This is a genomic window from Nocardia sp. NPDC059228, from assembly GCF_042754245.1.
GTDB lineage: Bacteria > Actinomycetota > Actinomycetes > Mycobacteriales > Mycobacteriaceae > Nocardia.
Window position 1 is genome coordinate 1 of the sequence record NZ_JBHZAL010000016.1, and the last position, 18,435, is coordinate 18,435.

The 18,435-nt window shown below is 70.9% G+C and carries 10 protein-coding genes and 1 pseudogene; 4 read left to right on the forward strand and 7 right to left on the reverse strand.

Going from position 1 to position 18,435, the window contains the following annotated elements; genetic code table 11:
• Positions 1–1,205: pseudogene (locus ACFXKA_RS23745) on the reverse strand (Fe-S oxidoreductase); the annotation flags it as partial.
• 377 nt (positions 1,206–1,582) lie between these two features.
• Here ACFXKA_RS23745 and ACFXKA_RS23750 point away from each other — a divergent pair.
• The gene (locus ACFXKA_RS23750; RefSeq protein ID WP_379428954.1) at positions 1,583–2,290 is read left to right on the forward strand and encodes a hypothetical protein; all 708 of its coding nucleotides are present in this window, start codon (positions 1,583–1,585) and stop codon (positions 2,288–2,290) included.
• Between the two features lie 90 nt (positions 2,291–2,380).
• Here the strand turns inward: ACFXKA_RS23750 and ACFXKA_RS23755 are convergent, their stop codons facing one another.
• The 6 genes from ACFXKA_RS23755 to ACFXKA_RS23780 all read right to left on the reverse strand — a co-directional run bounded on the left by ACFXKA_RS23755 (position 2,381) and on the right by ACFXKA_RS23780 (position 12,216).
• Complete coding sequence (locus tag ACFXKA_RS23755; protein WP_379428955.1) at positions 2,381–3,217, reverse strand: NRDE family protein; 837 nt, start codon at positions 3,215–3,217, stop codon at positions 2,381–2,383.
• A gap of 153 nt (positions 3,218–3,370) precedes the next feature.
• On the reverse strand, positions 3,371–4,717 hold the full coding sequence (locus tag ACFXKA_RS23760) for a S1 family peptidase (RefSeq protein ID WP_379428957.1): 1,347 nt from the start codon (positions 4,715–4,717) through the stop codon (positions 3,371–3,373).
• Positions 4,718–4,867: 150 nt separating this feature from the next.
• Positions 4,868–6,220, reverse strand: a complete 1,353-nt coding sequence (locus ACFXKA_RS23765; protein WP_379428958.1) for a S1 family peptidase — start codon at positions 6,218–6,220, stop codon at positions 4,868–4,870.
• 117 nt (positions 6,221–6,337) lie between these two features.
• The gene (locus ACFXKA_RS23770) at positions 6,338–7,471 is read right to left on the reverse strand and encodes a hypothetical protein (RefSeq protein ID WP_379428959.1); all 1,134 of its coding nucleotides are present in this window, start codon (positions 7,469–7,471) and stop codon (positions 6,338–6,340) included.
• Positions 7,472–7,517: 46 nt separating this feature from the next.
• Complete coding sequence (locus ACFXKA_RS23775; protein WP_379428960.1) at positions 7,518–10,391, reverse strand: LuxR C-terminal-related transcriptional regulator; 2,874 nt, start codon at positions 10,389–10,391, stop codon at positions 7,518–7,520.
• Between the two features lie 22 nt (positions 10,392–10,413).
• The gene (locus ACFXKA_RS23780; protein ID WP_379428961.1) at positions 10,414–12,216 is read right to left on the reverse strand and encodes an Hsp70 family protein; all 1,803 of its coding nucleotides are present in this window, start codon (positions 12,214–12,216) and stop codon (positions 10,414–10,416) included.
• Positions 12,217–12,529: 313 nt separating this feature from the next.
• On the opposite strand from ACFXKA_RS23780, the gene ACFXKA_RS23785 reads away from it, so the two are divergent.
• The 3 genes from ACFXKA_RS23785 to ACFXKA_RS23795 all read left to right on the forward strand — a co-directional run bounded on the left by ACFXKA_RS23785 (position 12,530) and on the right by ACFXKA_RS23795 (position 18,428).
• Positions 12,530–14,482: an IniB N-terminal domain-containing protein gene (locus ACFXKA_RS23785; protein ID WP_379428962.1), complete on the forward strand. Its 1,953-nt coding sequence runs from the start codon at positions 12,530–12,532 to the stop codon at positions 14,480–14,482.
• 84 nt (positions 14,483–14,566) lie between these two features.
• Positions 14,567–16,414, forward strand: a complete 1,848-nt coding sequence (locus ACFXKA_RS23790) for a dynamin family protein (protein WP_379429044.1) — start codon at positions 14,567–14,569, stop codon at positions 16,412–16,414.
• A gap of 412 nt (positions 16,415–16,826) precedes the next feature.
• Entirely contained in the window at positions 16,827–18,428 is a 1,602-nt protein-coding gene (locus tag ACFXKA_RS23795) for a dynamin family protein (protein ID WP_379428964.1), read from the forward strand.
• The last annotated feature ends 7 nt before the right edge of the window (positions 18,429–18,435 follow it).

Consider the following 18,435-nt stretch of genomic DNA (forward strand, 5'->3'; position numbering starts at 1 on the left):
GCACCACAGGTCGTGCACGACCACAACACCTCAGGATCGATGACACCACCCACATCCTCGCCACCGACCAACGGCCGCTCGGCCTCCGCGCGCGCCGCCTCCGAAATCCGCGCCAGCGCACCCTCGTCCGGCTTACCCTCGCCGTCGACCAGACCGATCTCCTCGCCACCCATGTCCTTACGGCCACCGGCGAGCAGATACGGGGCCTTCGCGTAACCATGATCACGCAACGACATGATCAACAACTTCGGCGAGAGCGGCTTACCGGTATTCCAGGCCGGACACTGCGACTGACAACGACCACACTCGGTACAGGTCGTGACGTCGAGAATGTCCTTCCACGAGAAATCCTCGAACCTACCCACACCGAAAGTGTCATTGTCCGGATCGGCGGTCTCCATCTCGATCGGCTTACCACCCGACATCATCGGCTTCGCCGCACCCAGGGCGACATCACCGTCGGCCTCACGCTTGAAATAGATGTTCGGGAAGGCGGCGAACCGGTGCCACGCCACACCCCAGGTGACATTGCGGCCGACCAGCAGCAGGAAGGTCGCGCCGGAGACCAGCTTGATGAACGCGAAGATCGACACCATGATCACCGAGTCGGGCAGCAGCTTGGCCACCTGCTCGGTGAAGAAGTCGCTCCAGGTGTGGGATTCGTGATAGGTGGCGATCTTGCCCGCCTTCACGAAGGTCATGCCCAGGCCCTCGACGAGGACGATCGCCTCGATGACGTACGCGGGCGCGAACCGGGAACCGCTGAACCGGGACAGCCGCTGCGGCACGCGCGGGTGATTCAGCTGGCGGATGACGATCAGCACCAGAATGCCGATCACGGTGCCGATGCCGAGGATCTCGTCCACCAGGTGGTAGATGCCCCAGGACCCGACGATGGGCCAGTGGAATTCGGGGTCGAAGATCTGGCCGTACGCCTCGAACCACAGGATGAACCCGGCGAGGAAGCCGATCATGACGAGCCAGTGGGCCCAGCCGACCGTGCGGAATTTGTTCATGCGCGTGTGCGCGAGGAATTCCACGATCATGGTCTTGAAGCGGGGGAAGAATGGCCGCCAGCGATCGGGTGCGGACTGCCCGACCATGACGGTGCGCGCGATGTTCCGCACACCTCCGATGAACGATGCCCAACAGAAGACTGTGAACACCGCCCCAATCGTGCCCAGCGTCACTGTCAGGGCATTCATGTAGCGACCTCTCTTACGGTTCTACGAGCGTCTTGCGAGGCAGCCTGGTTCCGCCTCGAGTTGCTCGTATCCTAATGGACGGTAAGTTACCCGTCGGTAACTTAGCTGTCCAGGGTTTCCCACACCGTAAATCCCGGCAAATCGGTGCGGTAACCAAGGGCAGGCTTACTCGCGAAACGCGGTGTCCAGCAGAAAGAAACGGATCTCGCAAATCGTAGGGTGATCGACTAGGCTCACGCTGTCCGACAGCTGTGCGCGTCTTCACATGCTCGGGGAGGACTCGTCCTAGCGCGTGGCATGGCCCGAGGGAAGCCGGGCCTCGCGTGGCGAAGAGGCGCACAGCGGATATACCTCATGACGGATTGGATACCAACCGAATGAAGCTTCGCAGTACCACTGCGGCTGCTGCCCTGGTCATCGGCGCAATGACCATCGGGATGACGACCGCCCACGCCGACGATGCTCCCGCACAGCCTGCTGGAATCAACTACTCCACCAAGCTGGTCGACGGCAAGACGATCGTTTCCACCCTGAAGAACGGCACCTTCGAGCTCGCCCAGCAGGACGGCGCGACGCCCGAGGACCCGAAGGTCACGGTGGTGAACGTCAAGGACCAGCAAGGCGCGACCGCCATCTCCTTCCCGCTGAAGTTCGACGCCGACGGCACCGACATCCCGGTGAAGTCCGAGGTCAAGGACGACGGCAAGGTGCTCGAGCTGGTCCCGGAGAAGCCGGAGGGCTACCAGCCCGGCACCACCGTGCTCGCCGCCAAGCCGATCGCCTCGGCGGACGAGAACCAGAAGGCGATGAGCAACTTCTCCACTCAGTTCGGCCTGGCCATCGGCATCGGCAGCTTCGTGGGCACGGCACTCGGCGCGATGATCGGCTGCGTCGTGACCATCGTGGCCGGCTGCGTTCCCGGTCTGGTGGCCGGCGCCGGTATCGGCGGCATCCTCGGCACCATCGCCGCGGGTGGCCCGACCCTGGTCGCCGCGGGCATCGGCCTGCTGCAGACCCTGCAGGCTCCGGATGGCACCACCCAGTGGGCCACGACCAGCAAGCCCGCTCAGGTCACCCAGAACTGAACCACCGCCGGGGTTTTCGAGCCCTGGCACGCTGAACCCGTTCGGCCCGCCTCGCTCGTCGCAGGCGGGCCGAACGCGTTGGCGGGCCGATCAGGCCGGTAGCTCCAGCCGGCCGTCGAACGACACCGTGTCGCGGCGGTGGGCGAACCGGGCGAAGGTACGCTCGGTCATCACGTAGCTGCCGTCCTCACGCACCAGAAGAACTGTGCTGCATCGGGTTCCGTGCACGGGATGATCGACGAAGCGCGCGGAGGCCGCGCGTTCGGTGAGCGGGTCCAGTCCGGTCTCCGGCAACTCGGAGGCGCCGGCGGGGGTGCGGTCGGCCAGGGCGGCCAGATAGCTCTCGACATCGCCCGGATCCGCCGCGGCCATGGCGGACAGCGCACGCACGCCCTCGCGGACCTTGGGCCAGGCCGGATCATCGGTGCCGGTCGATACGCTGCCGTCGGGTTCGAGGGATCCCACGAGCGCATTGTTGGACAGGCCGTGGAAGCCCGGCGCGAGTTCGCGCGGGGTCCGGTCGCTCCGATTGCTGTGCCACCACAGCGTTTCCAGATCCGAGACCACCAGGTTGTTGCCGTTGTAGTCGTCGGGCGCGGCCGCGACGCCGCGCACGAACTTCTCCGGGACCGGATCGCCGCGCAGGAAATCCATCAGCAGCGCGCCCCGGGAGCGGGCATCGGGGCGGAAGTCGCCGGGCCGGCGCACATTGGTGACCGTCGCGAAGCGGTGCCGATCGGACAGCAGACCCAGCCAGGTGCCCGGCACCGGGCCCGCCGCACCCAGATCCCGGCCCGCCAGCAGCCCGGGCACCTCGTCCCAGGGACGGAGCGATTCCGTTGGGCGGGTGAAGAATTCGTCCCGATTGGCGGCCACGATCAACCGGTACTCCGGATGCGCCCGCCAGCCGAGCAACACCAAACACATGACCCCAGCATGCCCGACCGAGGCTCGACGCGACCATGCCCGCCCGCTGCCGCCCGCCGCCCCTGCGCTGCCACCCGGGGGCACACCCCGGTACCCCGGAATGCGAAAAGGCCGGTAGCGGTTTGGCTACCGGCCTTTTCGAGGGTGCTGTGATCAGAGGGTGCGCACGCGCAGGCCCGGGTTGTCGGAGAGCACGGTGCTCACCGGCTGCGCGAACAGCTGCGGGGTGTTGCCGGTGATGAGACCGATCAGGTTCGGGATCTCGCAGACCGGGTAGTCGGCGACCGAGGAGGCGCTGGAAATGCCCAGGGCCAGGGTGCCGGTCACCAGCGGGCCGCCCGAATCACCGGGCAGGGCGCAGATATTGGCGGAGAACGACTGGGTGAGCATGCGGTCGCCGACCTGGACGGTCTGGTCGACGGCGTTCACCACGCCGCAGCTGAAGCCGGTGCGCGCACCCGACTTGCAGACCGGGGCGCCGACCACCGGCACGGCCACGCCGGTGATGTTGACCGGGGCCGCGCCCGGGACGTTCACCAGCGGATTGGAGAAGGCGTCCCGGTACTGGTCGCTGATCCCGATGATCGAGTAGTCCTGGTTGCCCAGCACCGACTTCTGGAACACGCCGACCTGCGGGCCCAGGCTCTCGCCGCCGACCATCTGGTAGACGCCCGGCGAGTTGGCGCCGGGGGTGGCCGAGATGTTGGGGTTGCAGTGGCCCGCGGTGATGTTCACGACATTGCCGTTGCCGTCGGTGCCGTTGAAGCCGAGCGAGCAGCGCAGCGACATGCGACCGGCCACCGAGGCGTAGGCCTGGCCGGCGGCCATGGTCTGCGGGCCGGCACCGGCGATGTCGGAAGCCTTCGGGACGTCCTGGCCCTCGCCGCCGACCGGCGGAGCGGTCATGACGATGACCCGGGCCGGGTCCACGAAGCCGGGCAGCGGCAGGTCGGGCTTGTCCACCCGCACCGCGATGCTGTTGTTCAGGGTGTCGATGGCCACGCCCCGGATGGCCTTGGACACGGACTCCGGCTGGTCCTTGAGCCACTGCTGGAAGGCGTTCTTCTCACCGCGCAGCGTGGTCTCGCTCTTGGCGACGTCCTTGGCGGTGAAGCCGGCGTCCGCCACGGCCTTGCGGGCCTGGTCCAGGCTGTCGCCGGGGGCCAGCGCCACGATGGCCTTGCCGGTCTCGTCCAGCCAGGCGCCACCGAAGACGCCCGGGAACTGCCGCTGGGCGGTGGTGGCGAAGGTGGCCGCCTTCTGCGCGATGTCGGCGCGCTGCAGGTAGTCCTGCGGGGAGATCTTCAGGTCGCGGGTGATAGCGGTGACCAGCTCGGCCGGCAGATCCGGTGTGGCGGGGGTCGCGGGCTCCGCGTGCGCACTCGCCGCCAGGGGTCCGGCGACGAGCACAGTGGTGGCCGCGATCGCCGCAGTTCGGACAAGAGACCGTGGGCGGCGGCCCACGGCAGGCATGGAGATGCGCATACGTGGCAGGAGCATGGCCCCGACTATATGGTGTCGGGCCGGTTATGCCTACTTATTGGCAGATGACGTTTCGGTATTCGGCGGGCAAACAGCGGGCGTGTCTTGAACACGCGCAATGAGAGAGGTGTCCGATTTTCGCGGCCCGCTGGAACGAGCCGCGAATCATCACGCGTTGGAACGCGTCCGGACCTGAATTCCGCTGCCGACGCCGCCGCCGGAATTGGCGTCGATTTCAGTGAGGATCGCGCGCACCGGGATGCCAAGCGACGCGGTACCACCATACTGCGCCAGCGCGGTATTGGCCTCGTTGCAGTTCGGCGCGTCGGCCGCATTCGAGCCGCTGGTGATGCCCAGCGCCAGCGTGCCGGTCACGATCGCGCCGCCGCTGTCACCGCCCAGGGTGCAGGCGCTGGAGGCGAAGCCGCGCACCGTCTTGGACTGGCCCTCGGCGGTGAACAACTGGGTCTCGACCCGGTCGGCCACCACGAAACCACAAGTGAAGGTGGAGGATTGACCGGACTTGCAGACCGGCGCGCCGGTGATCGGGTCGGCCACCCCGGTGATGGTCAGGGTGGTGCCGTTGGCGCCGCGCACCGACGGCTGATCCATCCCGGCCCGCACCGCGTCGTCGTTCAGCTTGATGACCGAATAATCGAGTGCGCTGCGGCCGCCCAGATTCGAGGAGACGAAGCTGCCGGCCTTCGGGCTCGACACCAGGTTTTTCACATTCGGAATGTAGACATCGGCGCTGGTGCCCTTGTCCACATTCGGATTGCAGTGTCCGGCACTGATGTTCAGGGCGTTTCCGGCGGAATCCACACTGTTGAAGCCGAACGAGCACACATCGACGCTGCGCAGCGACGAATCACTGAGCGCGGTCGGCGCGGTGATGTAGGTGTCACCGCCCATGGGGCGCCGTTCGACCGGGCCGCCGGAATCCGGCGACAGCATCACCTTGATATTCGCGATCAGCGTGGGCAGATTCAGCAAATGCCCGGCCGGGGTGTTCGCCACGCTGAGCACCAGCTGGCTGTTGAGGAAGTCGATGGCGACCGAATTGATGGCATTGGACAGATCGCGCGGCAGGCTGGTGATCCACATGTTCAGCTGATCGGCCGAACTCTCGAGGTTGTCGGCGCTGATCGGGGCCAGCCGGGTCTGGTAGCCGTCGGCGGCGGCGATCTTGGCGGCATCGAGCGAGGTGACGGCCATGACCGGCTTGCCGTCGGTGCCCAGCCACGCGCCCGCGAAGTCGTCGGGACGCTGGCTGCGGAAAGTCGTTGCGTAGTCCCGCAATTGCTGGGCCTGGTTGGCGCGGTCCAGATATTCGGCGGGCGTCATCTTCAGATCGCGCTGGATGGCGGTGACCAGCTCGGCCGGAAGTTTGTCGGCGGCAAGCTGATCCGCGGACGCCGGGGCGGCGGTGGCGGTGCTGAGCAAGGGACCGATGAGGACGGTCGAGGCGAACGCGACGGTGGCTGCTCGAACCGTGGCGCGACGCGCCATGAACTTGCGCATGGAGTCCCTTCGTAAGTGCACCAGCAGACCGATGTCCCGGGCCCGGATCCGGTTACCTTCCGGAAGGTCGGTCAGCGCACCACTTTAGGGCATCAACCACCGAAGGGCTCTACGAAATCAACGCGGATTCTGTCCCCATGGATCCTGCAGCACCGGCGCTTGCGGCAGCTCGAAGGTCGGCACCGACGGATACTGGTAGATCGGCGGATACGGGCGTGTCGTCGTGGGCGGCGTGCTGTGCGGGGTGGGGCTCGGTGTGGTGGCCGGCGGGTCCGGTGTGGTCGTCGGCGGTGGCGGCGTGGTCGTGGGGTCCGAGGTGACCGGGATGTCCGCGGCATCGGCGGGCGGCGCGGCCGCGGTCGGATTGTCCGAACCGGTCGGCGGTAGCAGCGGCGGCGCCACCCCCGCGGTGGCCACCGGCTCCGAACGCACCTCACCGCGCGGCGGGCCCGGGGTGGAGTCGTCGGTGCGCAACACGGCCGCCACCCCGACGCCACCGAGCAGCAAACCGATCAGGGCGGCCGCCGCGGCGATGATGTACGGGCCGCGGTTGGCGCGCGGCGCGTGGGTGACCGCGACCGCGGCGGTCGCCCGGGTGACGGCCGGCTCGGCGGTGGTGACGGCCGGGACCGCGGCCGAATACGCCTGCGCCAGTTCGGAGGACTTGAGCGCGGGCAGCACGTCGGTGACGTCGGCGGCGTTCTCGGTGGCCGCGGTGGCATCGGGCGGTGTGAGGCCGGCCGGGGTGGACAGCACCGCAGCCAGCGCCGCGCGGGCCGCGTTGTAGGCCAGGGTCTTCCCGGTCTCCGCGTCGGCCTGGGGTAGGTCCCGCTCGCTGACCAGCACCACCGACTTCAGGCCCAGATAGTCCAGCGCCTCGCGCAGGGATCGCACGTGGGCGTCGGGCCAGCCGGTCGGGTGGGCCAGATAGAACTCGGCGGGACCGTTGAGATGTTCGGCGGCCTGACTGATCAGGCAGAAGACCGCCGTGGCCATCAGGTCCTCGGCCCGGTACGCCTCACCGTCGTCCACCGCGAGCCCGGCCGGATCCCCGACCGCGCCCACGAAGCCCCGGATGGAATGGCTGTAGCCCTCCGGTGCGTCGCCGCCGAGCACGGCGTCGCCGTCCTCGGACATGTGCAGGACGGACTCGCGCACGGTGTAGTGCACCGGGAGTGTGGCGTCATCGCCTGTCACCACGGCAACGACGGATTCGTCGTCCGCGATCCGCAGGCCCACCCCAGTGGCCATCCTCTTCTACCTCGCTCGATGCGTCCGGGTGCTCTCCGCGCCGAGGTCAGACGAGGAGTGAACCGTGACCCATGGCGCGAAGCATTGACAATAGCTCCGAACGCGAGCCGGCACCGATTCGACGTCTCATCCGAGCCACGTGATGTTCCACCGTTTTCGCCGAAATATAGAGCCGGGCCCCGATCTCCCGGTACGTCAACCCCAGTAGGACCAGTTCGGCCACCTCACGCTCGCGTTCGCTCAGCACGGTATCGGTGATCGGTTCCGGGCGCGGCTGCGGGGCCGCGGGCTCGGGCGCGCGTACCGGGGACTCCGGCGGCCGAGACTGCGCGCGCACCGTGCGCGCCAGCTTGAGCAGCGCGGTCGCGGTGGCGGAATCACCCGCCGCCAGCGCGGCCTCACTGGCCAGCCGGGCCGCGTCCCAGCGCAGGCCGAGCCCGGCCAGCCGGGCCACCGCGCCCTCCACCTGCGCGCGCACCACCTGACCGCGCAGCACCAGCACCCAGGTGCGGCCCGCGTCCGCCAGCACCGCGGCCTGCGGATCGCCCGCCGCGGCGGAGGTCTTGAGCCGATGGGCGTGCGGCAGCAGGGCTTCGGGGCTCTCCTGGGCGATGGCGGCCTGAATCGCGTACCAGTGGAAGGCATTCGACCAGGCGGGCGGCTCACCGAGCCGGCGCAGCAGTTCGTCGGCGCCGGTCACCAGGGCGGTCATCCGGGCCTCGTCACGCAGGCGGATGCCGGCCAGCCACAGCTCGCCGATGGGCAGCAGCGCCAGCAGATCCGCGCCGACCTCGTCGAACAACGGGAAGGCCTGCTGCCAGGCCATGGCCAGCGCCGCGTGATCGCCGCTGCGCCGGGCCAGGCCGACGATCACGCCGTGCGCGAGCAGCCGATCGCGCGGATCCAGTTCCGTCAGCCGGACTTCCGACATCAGGGTGGCCGCCGAATGTTCGTCGCCGCCCAGCATGGCGACCCACGCGCCCAGCACCAGGCTCTGCGGATCGCGGCTGGGGCTGCGGTCCTGGGTGCCCTGCCGCAGGGCGTCCGCGGCCCGGCGCGGATCGCCCATGCTCAGGCACAGCAGCACCGCGATCGACACCGCCGAGCACGGCAGGAAGCGATCGCCGCCGTCATCGGTGGGGGCCGGACCGGAGTGCGCGGCGTGGATGAGCGCGGACGCCGCCGTGACGGCCGCGCCGCGCCGCGCCTGCGCGGGGCTGGTGAAGCGCTGCACGGCAAGGGTTGTCGGCGCGATGGCCCGCATCTCGGCGGTGAAACCGGTCGGGGCCGAGCCGGCTCCGAAGGTATTCGCCGCGCTCGCAGCGGGTCTCGCCGGCGCGGTGTCGTCGGGGCGCGATCGGTCGCCGATGGGCCGGGCCGCGGGGCTCGCGGCCCGGGCCGGCGCGCCGGTTCCGGCGGCCGGCGTGGCAAAGGTCCGGTGCGGCGGCGGGAATGGGGCGCCGGTGTGGCCGTTCCCGCGATCGGTGCGCGTCGCCGCGCTGAAATCGCCAGGGGCACTGGTCGATCCGATCGTGTCGAACAGGGCATTGGCGATCGAGGCCGCGCGCGCGGTGGCCTCGGTCGGCGGCCACTGGGCGGCATTGACCGACAGCGCCTGTGCGCCGTGGGCGTCACCGGACAGCGACAGCACCGTGGCGGCGACCGCCCAGTCCGGGCCGACCCGGGTCGGTCCGAGCCAGGTGTAGAGCTGGGCGGCCCGGCCGGCCAGGCCGCGCCGGGTCCACACACCGGCGCAGATGCGCACGGCGGCAGCCAGATCCGCGAGCGGGATCGCCGGATTGGCCAGCGTGGGTTCGGCCAGGCGCAGGGCGGTGTCGCCGTCCCCGGCCCGGGCGGCGGCATCGGCCCAGCGCACGGCCAGGGCCTCCGGATCCGCGCCGGCGGCGGCCGCGGCCGCGTAGTGCCGGACCGCCTCGTCGCCGGCGCGTTCGGCTGCGGCACACAGGAATTCGGCCAGCCGCTCGTCGCGGACGCCGGATTCGGCGAGCAGCAGTGCGGTGTGGTCGCGCAGCAGTCCGGCGTCCAGGCGCGCGTGCAGCAGGCGGCGGGCGACGGTCAGGAAGCGGCGGTCGCCGACCAGGGTGCGCAGCGGCGGGACGGCCGGGGCCAGCAGCAGATCGGCATCGGTGACCAGGGCGCTGCCCCGGGCCCGGTCCACCAGATCCTGGGCGGCCGGCGGGGTGACGTCGAGCACCTCGGTGAGCTCGCCGGTATCCAGGCCCGCGCCGATGGCCGCCACCACCAGGGCATCCAGCAGGTCCGGATCGGCGTCGTCGAGACGCGCTCGCGCCCAGGCCGTCACCGCCTGGTCCACCGCGGTCACGCCCGCGTCCAGGCGGGTGGCGCAGGCGGCGGTCAGCGCGGCCACCACACCGCCGTGGATGCCGCCGGTCTGGCGGTGGATGTGCTGGGCCAGCCCGCGCGGCACCATCATGCCCAGTTCGCGGGCGAACGGGGCGATCTCGGTGGCGCCCAGGGCGCGCAGATCGACCACGCGGCCGCGGCGGGCCACCAGATCGGCCAGACCCCGCAGCCGGGGATCATGCGGGCGCGGGCGCAGCGCGATCACCACCGGGTACTCCCCGGATTCGGCTGCGGCGCACAGCAGGTCGAATTCGGCCGGGTTCAGCGCGTGGGCGTCGTCGACGATGAGGGCGCCGCGGGCGCGGCTGTTGCCGTCGGCGCGGCCCGGGGCCGACGCGCGCAACGCGTGCGCCGGATTGTCGGTGTGCGGGACGCCCCGGGCGCGCAACCGCGCTCGGAGGGCGCCCAGCAGGGTGGATTTTCCGGTGCCGGAGCGGCCCCGGACGAGGTAGAGCACCGAGGCGGAATCATCGGAATCGAGATCCCGGAAAATCTCACGGGCGCACGGGATGGAATCCAGTGCGACGGGGGTCATGCCTGTCACTAGGAACCAACTCTCAGCGGCCGGTGTGCGGAACGACCGGTGGAACGGCGTTGCCGAGCTGATCAACTGCATTGTTCAGTGCGCCCGTGGGGAGCGTCACGCTGGGGACCGTCGGCGGCTGGATCTGCGGCACCGTCGGCATCTGGACCGGTGGTTGTTGTTGCTGCTGTTGCGGCGGCTGGGGGCTCGCCGGATTCTGTTGCGGCGCCGGGGTATCGGCCTGCGCGGCGGGGGTGGTCGGGTCGGCGGCGGCGGGTGCGGGGGCCGCGGCGCCGGTGGTGGCCGGGCTGCCGGGCTTGGCCGCGTCCGGATGCGACGCGGGCTTGGTCGCGGAGACCGGGCTCCCGGCCGCCGGAGCCGGGGCGCCGGGGGTGGTGGCCCCGTCCGTCGGCGCCGGGGAGTCGAGCGCCACGGCGGAGGCCGAGGGCGACTGTGTGCCGGCGGGATTCGCGGGCGTGGACTGTCCGCCGGTGCCCATGGCCAGGGTGCCGGTGGCGATGGCGGCCACCGCGACCGCGGCCGCGCCGATCACCGCGAGACGCTTCCAGTGCCGGAAGCCGCCGGCGGGTTCCTCGACCGGGAGGTCGGGCAGCAGCGGAATGCGCTGGGCTGCAGGCGATTCCGCCATCAGCACGGTATCGTCCGCCGCCGCTCGACCGGAATCGCCGCCGGGGCCCAGTGGTTCGGGGTCCGTGGGCCGGGCGGGGGAGCCGGCCCGGGGCCGCTGGGGGAGCCCGGCCGCGGCGCGGCCGGGGGTGGGGGCCGGGCCGCCGTCGGCCTCGGCGAGGCCCACGCCGCCGACCGCGATCGCCGGATGCGCCTCGGTGTCGGTGGTGTCGGCGAGCAGATCGGCGGCCAACAGGGCGGCGCCGTGCGCGCTGAGGTGGGCCGGGTCGGCGGCGGCCGCGACCGGGATGCCGAATTCGGTGGACAGCAGTTCGGTTACCAGCGGGATGCTCGCGCCGCCGCCGATGACCAGGAACCCGTCCAGATCGGCCGCGGTGAGTCCGGCCCGGCGCAGGGCCTCACGGACCAGATCGGTCGAACCGAGGAGCGGACCCCGCAGCAGTTCCTCGATATCGTCGCGAACCAGTCGTACGTCCACTTCCGCCATGGCGGGCAAACGCACGGGCACCATGGTGGCGGTATTTGTGGATAGAGTTTCTTTCGCAATTTTGCAGCGAACGCGGAGTGCCGCTAATTCTTGTTCCACCAAAGGGTCGAAAGGATCGAAATCCTTTTCGCCGACCGCATGGGCGAGCACGAAACGCATTGTCAGCAGATCGAATTCCGACCCGGCCACCTCGGTGGTCCGTACCGGTTCGCCCAGCAGGCCCGACATGGCCCCTGTGCGCGCCACCGAAACCGTCAGGCCGGTGACCCCCAGGTCGTACACCACCATCGCGCCGTCGTGGCTGGACTCGTGCACCTCCTGCAGCCAGCGCATGGCCGCCGTCGGCTCCGGGACCATGGCCACCGCGTCCAGGCCGGCCGCGTCCAGGGCGGTCCGCTGCACCTCCACGGTGTGCTGCGACCACCAGACCGGGTAGCAGGCGACCGTGGCCGCGGCCGGGCCCGTGCCGTCCACCGCGCGGCCGATGGCCGCCGCCACCAGGTCGGCGGCGCGGACCGCGGATCCGTCCCGGGTTCTGATGTCCACGGGATCCCCGACCCGGGCCAGGAAACTGTCCGGAACCTCCGGCTCGGCGCCCAGCACGCTGGGCCGCGTATGTACTGTGTGTTGTCCCCCCGAAGTCGTCACGGCAACCGTATTCGACGACCCGACGGTGATGCCGAGCGCCAGCCCCTGACTCATTCGAGTTCCCCTGTCATTACCCAACGCGCGACCGTTGGATCGCGTGCCGAAAGCTCTTCGGTCCGATTTGTACGAAAAATCTCGGGTTAGGCCGGGTGGCCCACCCCGCCTGTCGGTAGCTGAGGGGATCCCGTTACCGATTCCCCCACAGGTTTGGGGAAATTCCCCTAATGTTCGCCTGCCCCCCTAGGCGACCGCTGTGGAACTTGGGGGAGTTCACCCCGTTACGCGTAACGAGATGCCTTCCTAACGTGAAAGGAAATTCGAGCAGCGCGGGTCAGCGGGGCCCGCCCATCCAGGGAGACGATTCGCCATGAGCCCCAACGCAATTCTCGAGTTCATCCTCAATCTGCTGCGTGACCACGAGGCCGCGGTCAGCTATTGCAACAATCCGGGCGGGGCGCTGGCCGCCGCCGGGCTGGAGAATGTGACCCCCGAGGACATCGCCGCCGTGGCCCCCATGGTGGCCGAGTCCGCACTGGTTGCGGGAGGTTCGCAGCTGTCCGACATCATTGCCGCGGGCGGGACGGCCGGCCTGGGCGCCGACACCGGGCTGGGCGGCTCCGCCGGGCTGGGCGCCGACACCGGTCTCGGGGTCGGGGCCGGCGGCGGCGTGGGCGGCTCGGCCGCGATCGGCGACTCCGCGGGTGTGAATTTGGGCACCACCGCTGCTACCGCCACCCAGGTGTGCCTGACCGGCGACGCCGGCACCGGCCTCGAGCTGGGCCTGTCCGATGGCATCGGCGCGGTCGTCGGTGCGGCCGCCGACCTCGGCGCGGGCCTGTCCGCCGGACTCGGCGGCGCGCTCGGCGTGGCCGGTGACGTCGCCACCGGCGTCGAGGCCGACCTCGGTGGCGTGCTCGGCGCGCAGGCCGCCGCCGACCTGACCTCCGCCCTCACCGGCGGACTCACCGCCGGCGCCGGTCTCCAGACCGGTCTCCAGGGCGCCCTCGACACCGTCACTCAGGCCGGCGCGGACCTCACCGCCGGCCTGACCGGTGCCCTCTCCACCGCCGGCGGCCTCGAGACCGGTCTCGGCGCCAACCTCTCCGCCGCCGTCAACGCCGCCGCCGAGGTGGGCGCGGGCCTTCAGACCGGCCTGACCGGCGCCCTCGACTCCGCTGCCGGCGTCGGCGCGGGCCTCACCGGCGCGCTGAACACCGCCGCCGGAGTGGGCGCGGGCGTGCAGACGGGTCTCGATGGCGCGGTGAACGCGGCGGGTGGCCTCGGAGCCGGCCTCGGCGCCGGGCTTTCCACCGGAATCGACAGCGCACTCGACGCGGGCCTGGGTGTACAGACCGGCCTCAATGGTGCGGCGAATGTGGGCGCGGGTCTCGACGCCGGAATCAACACTCTGCTGGGCGCGGGTACCCAGGCGGGCGCAGGACTGCAGACCGGCATCGGCGGCGCCGCGAACATCGGCGCCGGCCTGGAGACCGGGCTCTCCGGTACGGCCGACTCTCTGGCGGGTGCCGGGACGCAGTTGGGTGCGGGGCTCGAGGGCGGCCTGCACACGGGTGCGGATCTGGGCGCGCAGCTCGGAAGTGGTTTGGAAACGGGCATTTCCGGCGTAGGTAATGCGGCGACGGGGATCGGCGCCGGCGTGCAGGGTGGTCTCGGGACCGGGATCGACACTGCGGTCGGCGTGGGCAACCAGCTGGGTACGGGGCTCGATGCGGGGCTCAACACCGCAGTGGGCGCCGGGACCCAGGTCGGGACCGGTTTGGAGACCGGGCTGGGTGGGGCCGCGAATGTCGGTGCGGGGCTCGGGACCCAGGTCGGGAGTGGCCTTGATGCCGGGGTGCACTCGGCCCTCGGCGCGGGGACCCAGGTGGGCGCGGGTCTGGAGACGGGGCTCGGTGGGGCCGCGAATGTGGGGACCGGGCTGGATGCGGGTGTGCACTCGGCGCTGGACGCGGGGACGCACCTGGGCGGGGGCGTGGATACCGGTCTGACCGGGGTGGGGAATTCGGTGGCCGGGGTCGGGGGCGGATTGGATGCCGGGGTGGGGACGCAGGCCGGTGGGGGCGTGCAGGTGGGGAGTGGGCTCGATGCCGGGGTGCACGGGGGGACCGCGGTGGATGCCGGGTTGCACGGTGCCGGTACGAATCCCTGGGCGGGTGTGGATGTTTCGCAGGCGTTCGGCGGCGGGGTGCATGCTCCGGGTGCGGACGCGTCACTGTTCGGGGATGGTGGGGCGCATACCGGGATGGATCTCGGAACGCACCCGGGCGGAGACGTCGTCGGCGACATTCTGCACTCGTAGGTTGCAGGTCGCTCGCCGCGGTGAGCGACGACCTGTCGGAACACAAACGGCTGGAATAGGTTCGGTGAGCAGGCTGTGACGAGCATGGTGGCGGCGAATCCGCTGTTGACGATGGTGTCGGAGACCATCGCGGTGGCGAAGGCCGCGGAACGCGGGGATCTGGTCGCGCGGCTGGAGACGGTCGCGGGCAAGGTGCGCGATCCGCGGCGGCGGATCCTGGTGGCCGGTCTGGGGAATCAGGGCAAGAGCCGGTTCGTCAACGCGCTGATCAACATGGATGTCTGCCCGGTCGCCGACGATGCGACCACGGCGGTCACCACGGTGCTGTCCTACGGTGAGCAACCGCGGGCGACCGTGGTCGCGGCGGGTGCCGACGGCGGCGAGAACACCAGGGAGCCGGTGCCGTTCGAGGCGGTCCCCGCGCTCACCGCGCGCAGTCCGCAGGGCCGCGCCGTGCTGCGGCTCGAGTTGGAGGCCCCGAGCCGGCTGTTGGCCGACGGCATCGTGGTGGTGGATACGCCGGGACTGGGCGTACACGGAACCACCGGCGCGGCAGGCGTTCTCGCGCAGGCCCCGGCCGCGGACGCGGTGCTGGTGCTCACCGACGCCTCCACCGAGCTCACCGAGACCGAGGTGGATTTCCTGCGGCAGGTGCGGGAGCTGTGCCCGGCGGTGGCGGTGCTGGTGACCAAGATCGACCTGTATCCGCATTGGCGGCAGGTGTTCGAGGCGAACCGGAAGCACCTGCACGCCAATGGGATCGAGATGCCCATGCTGCCGGTGTCGGCGGTGCTGCGCGCGCACGCCATGCGCCTGCAGGACGAGGGCCTGGGCCGCGAGTCCGGGTTCGGGCTGGTGTTCCAGTTCCTGCGCGAGCAGGTGGTGGCCCGGGATCAGGCGGTGATGCAGCGTGCGGTCGCCCTCGACATCTCCTCGGCCGCCGAGCATCTGGCGCTGGCGCTGGGCAGTGAGCTGGTCGCGCTGCGTGATCCCGAGCGGGGCGCGGCGGCCATCCGGGAGCTGCACGCCGCCAAGGCCGAGGCGGAGAAACTGCACCGCCACACCGCCGCCTGGCAGCAGACGCTGGGTGACGGCATCACCGATCTGGCGGGGGATATCGACCACGATCTGCGCAACCGCCTGCGCGATATCGCCCGTACCGCCGAGGACTGGATCGACCAGCACGATCCCGGCCGGCACTGGGACAGCATGGACGAATGGCTCACGGCCACCGTGGGTTCCGCGGTCGGCGACAACCTGGTGTGGACCGGCACCCGCGCGGTGAAGCTGGCCGAGCGGGTCGCCACCCACTTCGACGATCTCGGCGCGGTGGATCTGCCCGAGGTGCGCGACACCCTCGACGACGACTCCCGCGCCGAGTCCTGCACCCTCGCCGATCTGGAACCCGATCTGGGCCTGGGCCACAAGCTGCTGGTGGGGGTGCGCGGCTCCTACGGCGGTGTGGTGATGGCGGGCATGGTCGGCACCATGGCCGGGCTCGCCCTGATCAACCCGCTCTCGCTGGGTGCCGGAGTCCTGCTGGGCGGCAAGGCCTTCAGCGACGACAAGAAGGCCCGCCTGGCCAAGCGTCGTGCCGACGCCAAGCTGGCGGTGCGCCGCTACCTGGACGACATCGCCTTCCACACCGGCAAGGAGACCAAGGACCGCCTGCACCGCATCCACCGCCTGCTGCGCGATCACTTCACCGCCATCGCCGACCGCACCCTGCGCTCCATCGACGAATCCCTGCGCGCCGCCCAGGAGGCCGCCAACCTGGCGGCCGCCCGCCGCACCGAACGCGCCGCCGAACTCGAACGCCGCCTGCGCGTCGTGGCCGAACTCCGCCGTCACGCCAATACCCTCCTCGGCCCGGAACCCCAGGCCGCGCCGGCTCCCGCCGCGCAGCCACAACTCCCGCCCACCGCGCACTAGTGCAGACGGCTCGGCCCGCTAGCGGCCGGGTGCCGCTGCCGACGCCGTTCCAGCGCTGGCGACCGGGCCTGTCATTCCACAACTGAGGTAGGTCAGCGGGCGACCGTTGGACGAACCCACCGCGCGTGGCAGGCGTCCGGGCGTGGTCGTGGCAATGGCACTGGCCAGTTAGGCACTGTGCCGGACCGGCGCGGGGCCGGGAAGAGGCGCGGCGCACCGGGGGGAGGGCGGGGCGTTCACGTCCGGGCCGGGCAAGATCAAGGGTTGGGCAGCCCGGTTCGCGCTGTGGTGAGCTGCCTCTCGGAACTGGGAATCGGCTGTGAGAGCTGGGCGGTTCTGATAACGATTCGGCGTGGCCGGGCGAATGCCTTGCGATGCGTGGAGGTGCGGTGTGCTTCGGAATCGGGAGCCTATGAGGGACGACGCGAGCGGTGTCGGGTATGGGCTGGTGCCGGAGACGCGTGGGCTGGTGGCGGCGGCGCGGCGGGCGCTGGGCGAGCGGCCGCGGGTGCGCGGCCAGCTGGACGAGTGCGCGCGGCGGCTGGACGAGCCGCTGCGGGTGGCGTTGGCGGGCCAGCTCAAGGCGGGTAAGTCGACGCTGTTGAACGCGCTGGTCGGGCAGGACATCGCGCCTACCGACGCGACCGAGTGCACGCGGCTGGTCACCTGGTACCGCAATGGGACCGCGCCGCGGGTGACCGCGTTCAGCCTGGACGGGGCGCGCGCCGATGTGGTGGTGCGGCGCGGCCGCGGGGCCGAGGGACTGCCGGGCGCGCACGGGCTCACCTTCGATCTGTCGGCGCTGCGCTGGAACGCCCCCGCGCCGCGCGAGGTGGACCACCTGGCGGTGGAGTGGCCGTCGGCCGAGCTGGCGCAGACCACCATCATCGATACGCCCGGCATCTCCTCGCTGTCGCGGGAGGTGTCGGCGCGCACGTCGCGGCTGCTCACGCCGGGCGGCCCGGGCCCGGCGCTGCCGCCCGCCGATGCCGTGCTCTATCTACTGCGTCGTCTCGACGCCGCCGATGTGGACTTCCTGGAGCGCATCGGCGCCGGAACGAGCGCGAGTTCCGGTGCGCCGCAGTCATTCTCGGGCCCGCTGGGCGTGGTGGGCGTGGTGTCGCGGGCCGACGAGATCGGCGCCGGGCGCATCGACGCCCTGCATTCCGCCCGCGATGTGGCCGCCCGCTTCGCGACCGAGCTGGAGCGAACGGGCCTGTGCCAGTCCGTGATTCCGGTGGCGGGCCTGCTCGCGTTCGCCGCCGCCACGCTGCGCCAGCGGGAATACGATGCCTTCGAGGCGCTGGCCGCCATCCCGGTGGACGAGCTGACCGCGGCCCTGCTGTCGGCGGACCGCTTCGCCCATCCCGATCTGCCGCTGCCGGTCCCGGCCGAGTTGCGCGCCCACCTGACGGCCCGCTTCGGTTTGTTCGGAATCCGCTTGGCCGTCACCCTGATCCGTCTCGGTGTCCGCGGCTCGCAGGCCCTGGCGGCCGAATTGTCCGACCGCAGTGGCCTCGACGAACTCCGCACCGTCCTGGACGTCCAATTCGCCCAGCGCGCCGATGAATTGAAGGCCCATTCGGCCCTCACCGCCCTGGCCCGCATTCTCACCGCCAACCCGGGTTCGGCGGCCGATGCCCTGCTGCCGCGGGTGCGCACCCTGCTCGCCGACGTGCACGGCTTCGCCGAACTCCGCCTGCTAGCGCACCTGCGCTCGGACGAATTGCCCCTGCCCCCAGAGGATCTGGCCGAACTGAACCGCCTCATCGGCGGCACCGGCGTGGCTCCTACGCTGCGACTGGGCCTGTCCGCCCACACCGATCTCGCCACCCAGCGCGAGGCGGCCCTGGCCGCGGTCCAGAAGTGGCGGGCCCGGGCCCGCCACCCGCTGGCCGATCAATTCACCGCGAATGCCTGCCTGACCGCGGCCCGCAGCGCGGAGGGCCTGCTGGACATCCTGCACGAGCCTCCGACCACGCCTTTCCCGGCGCTGCGGCGGCCCGGCCACTAGGCGCCCG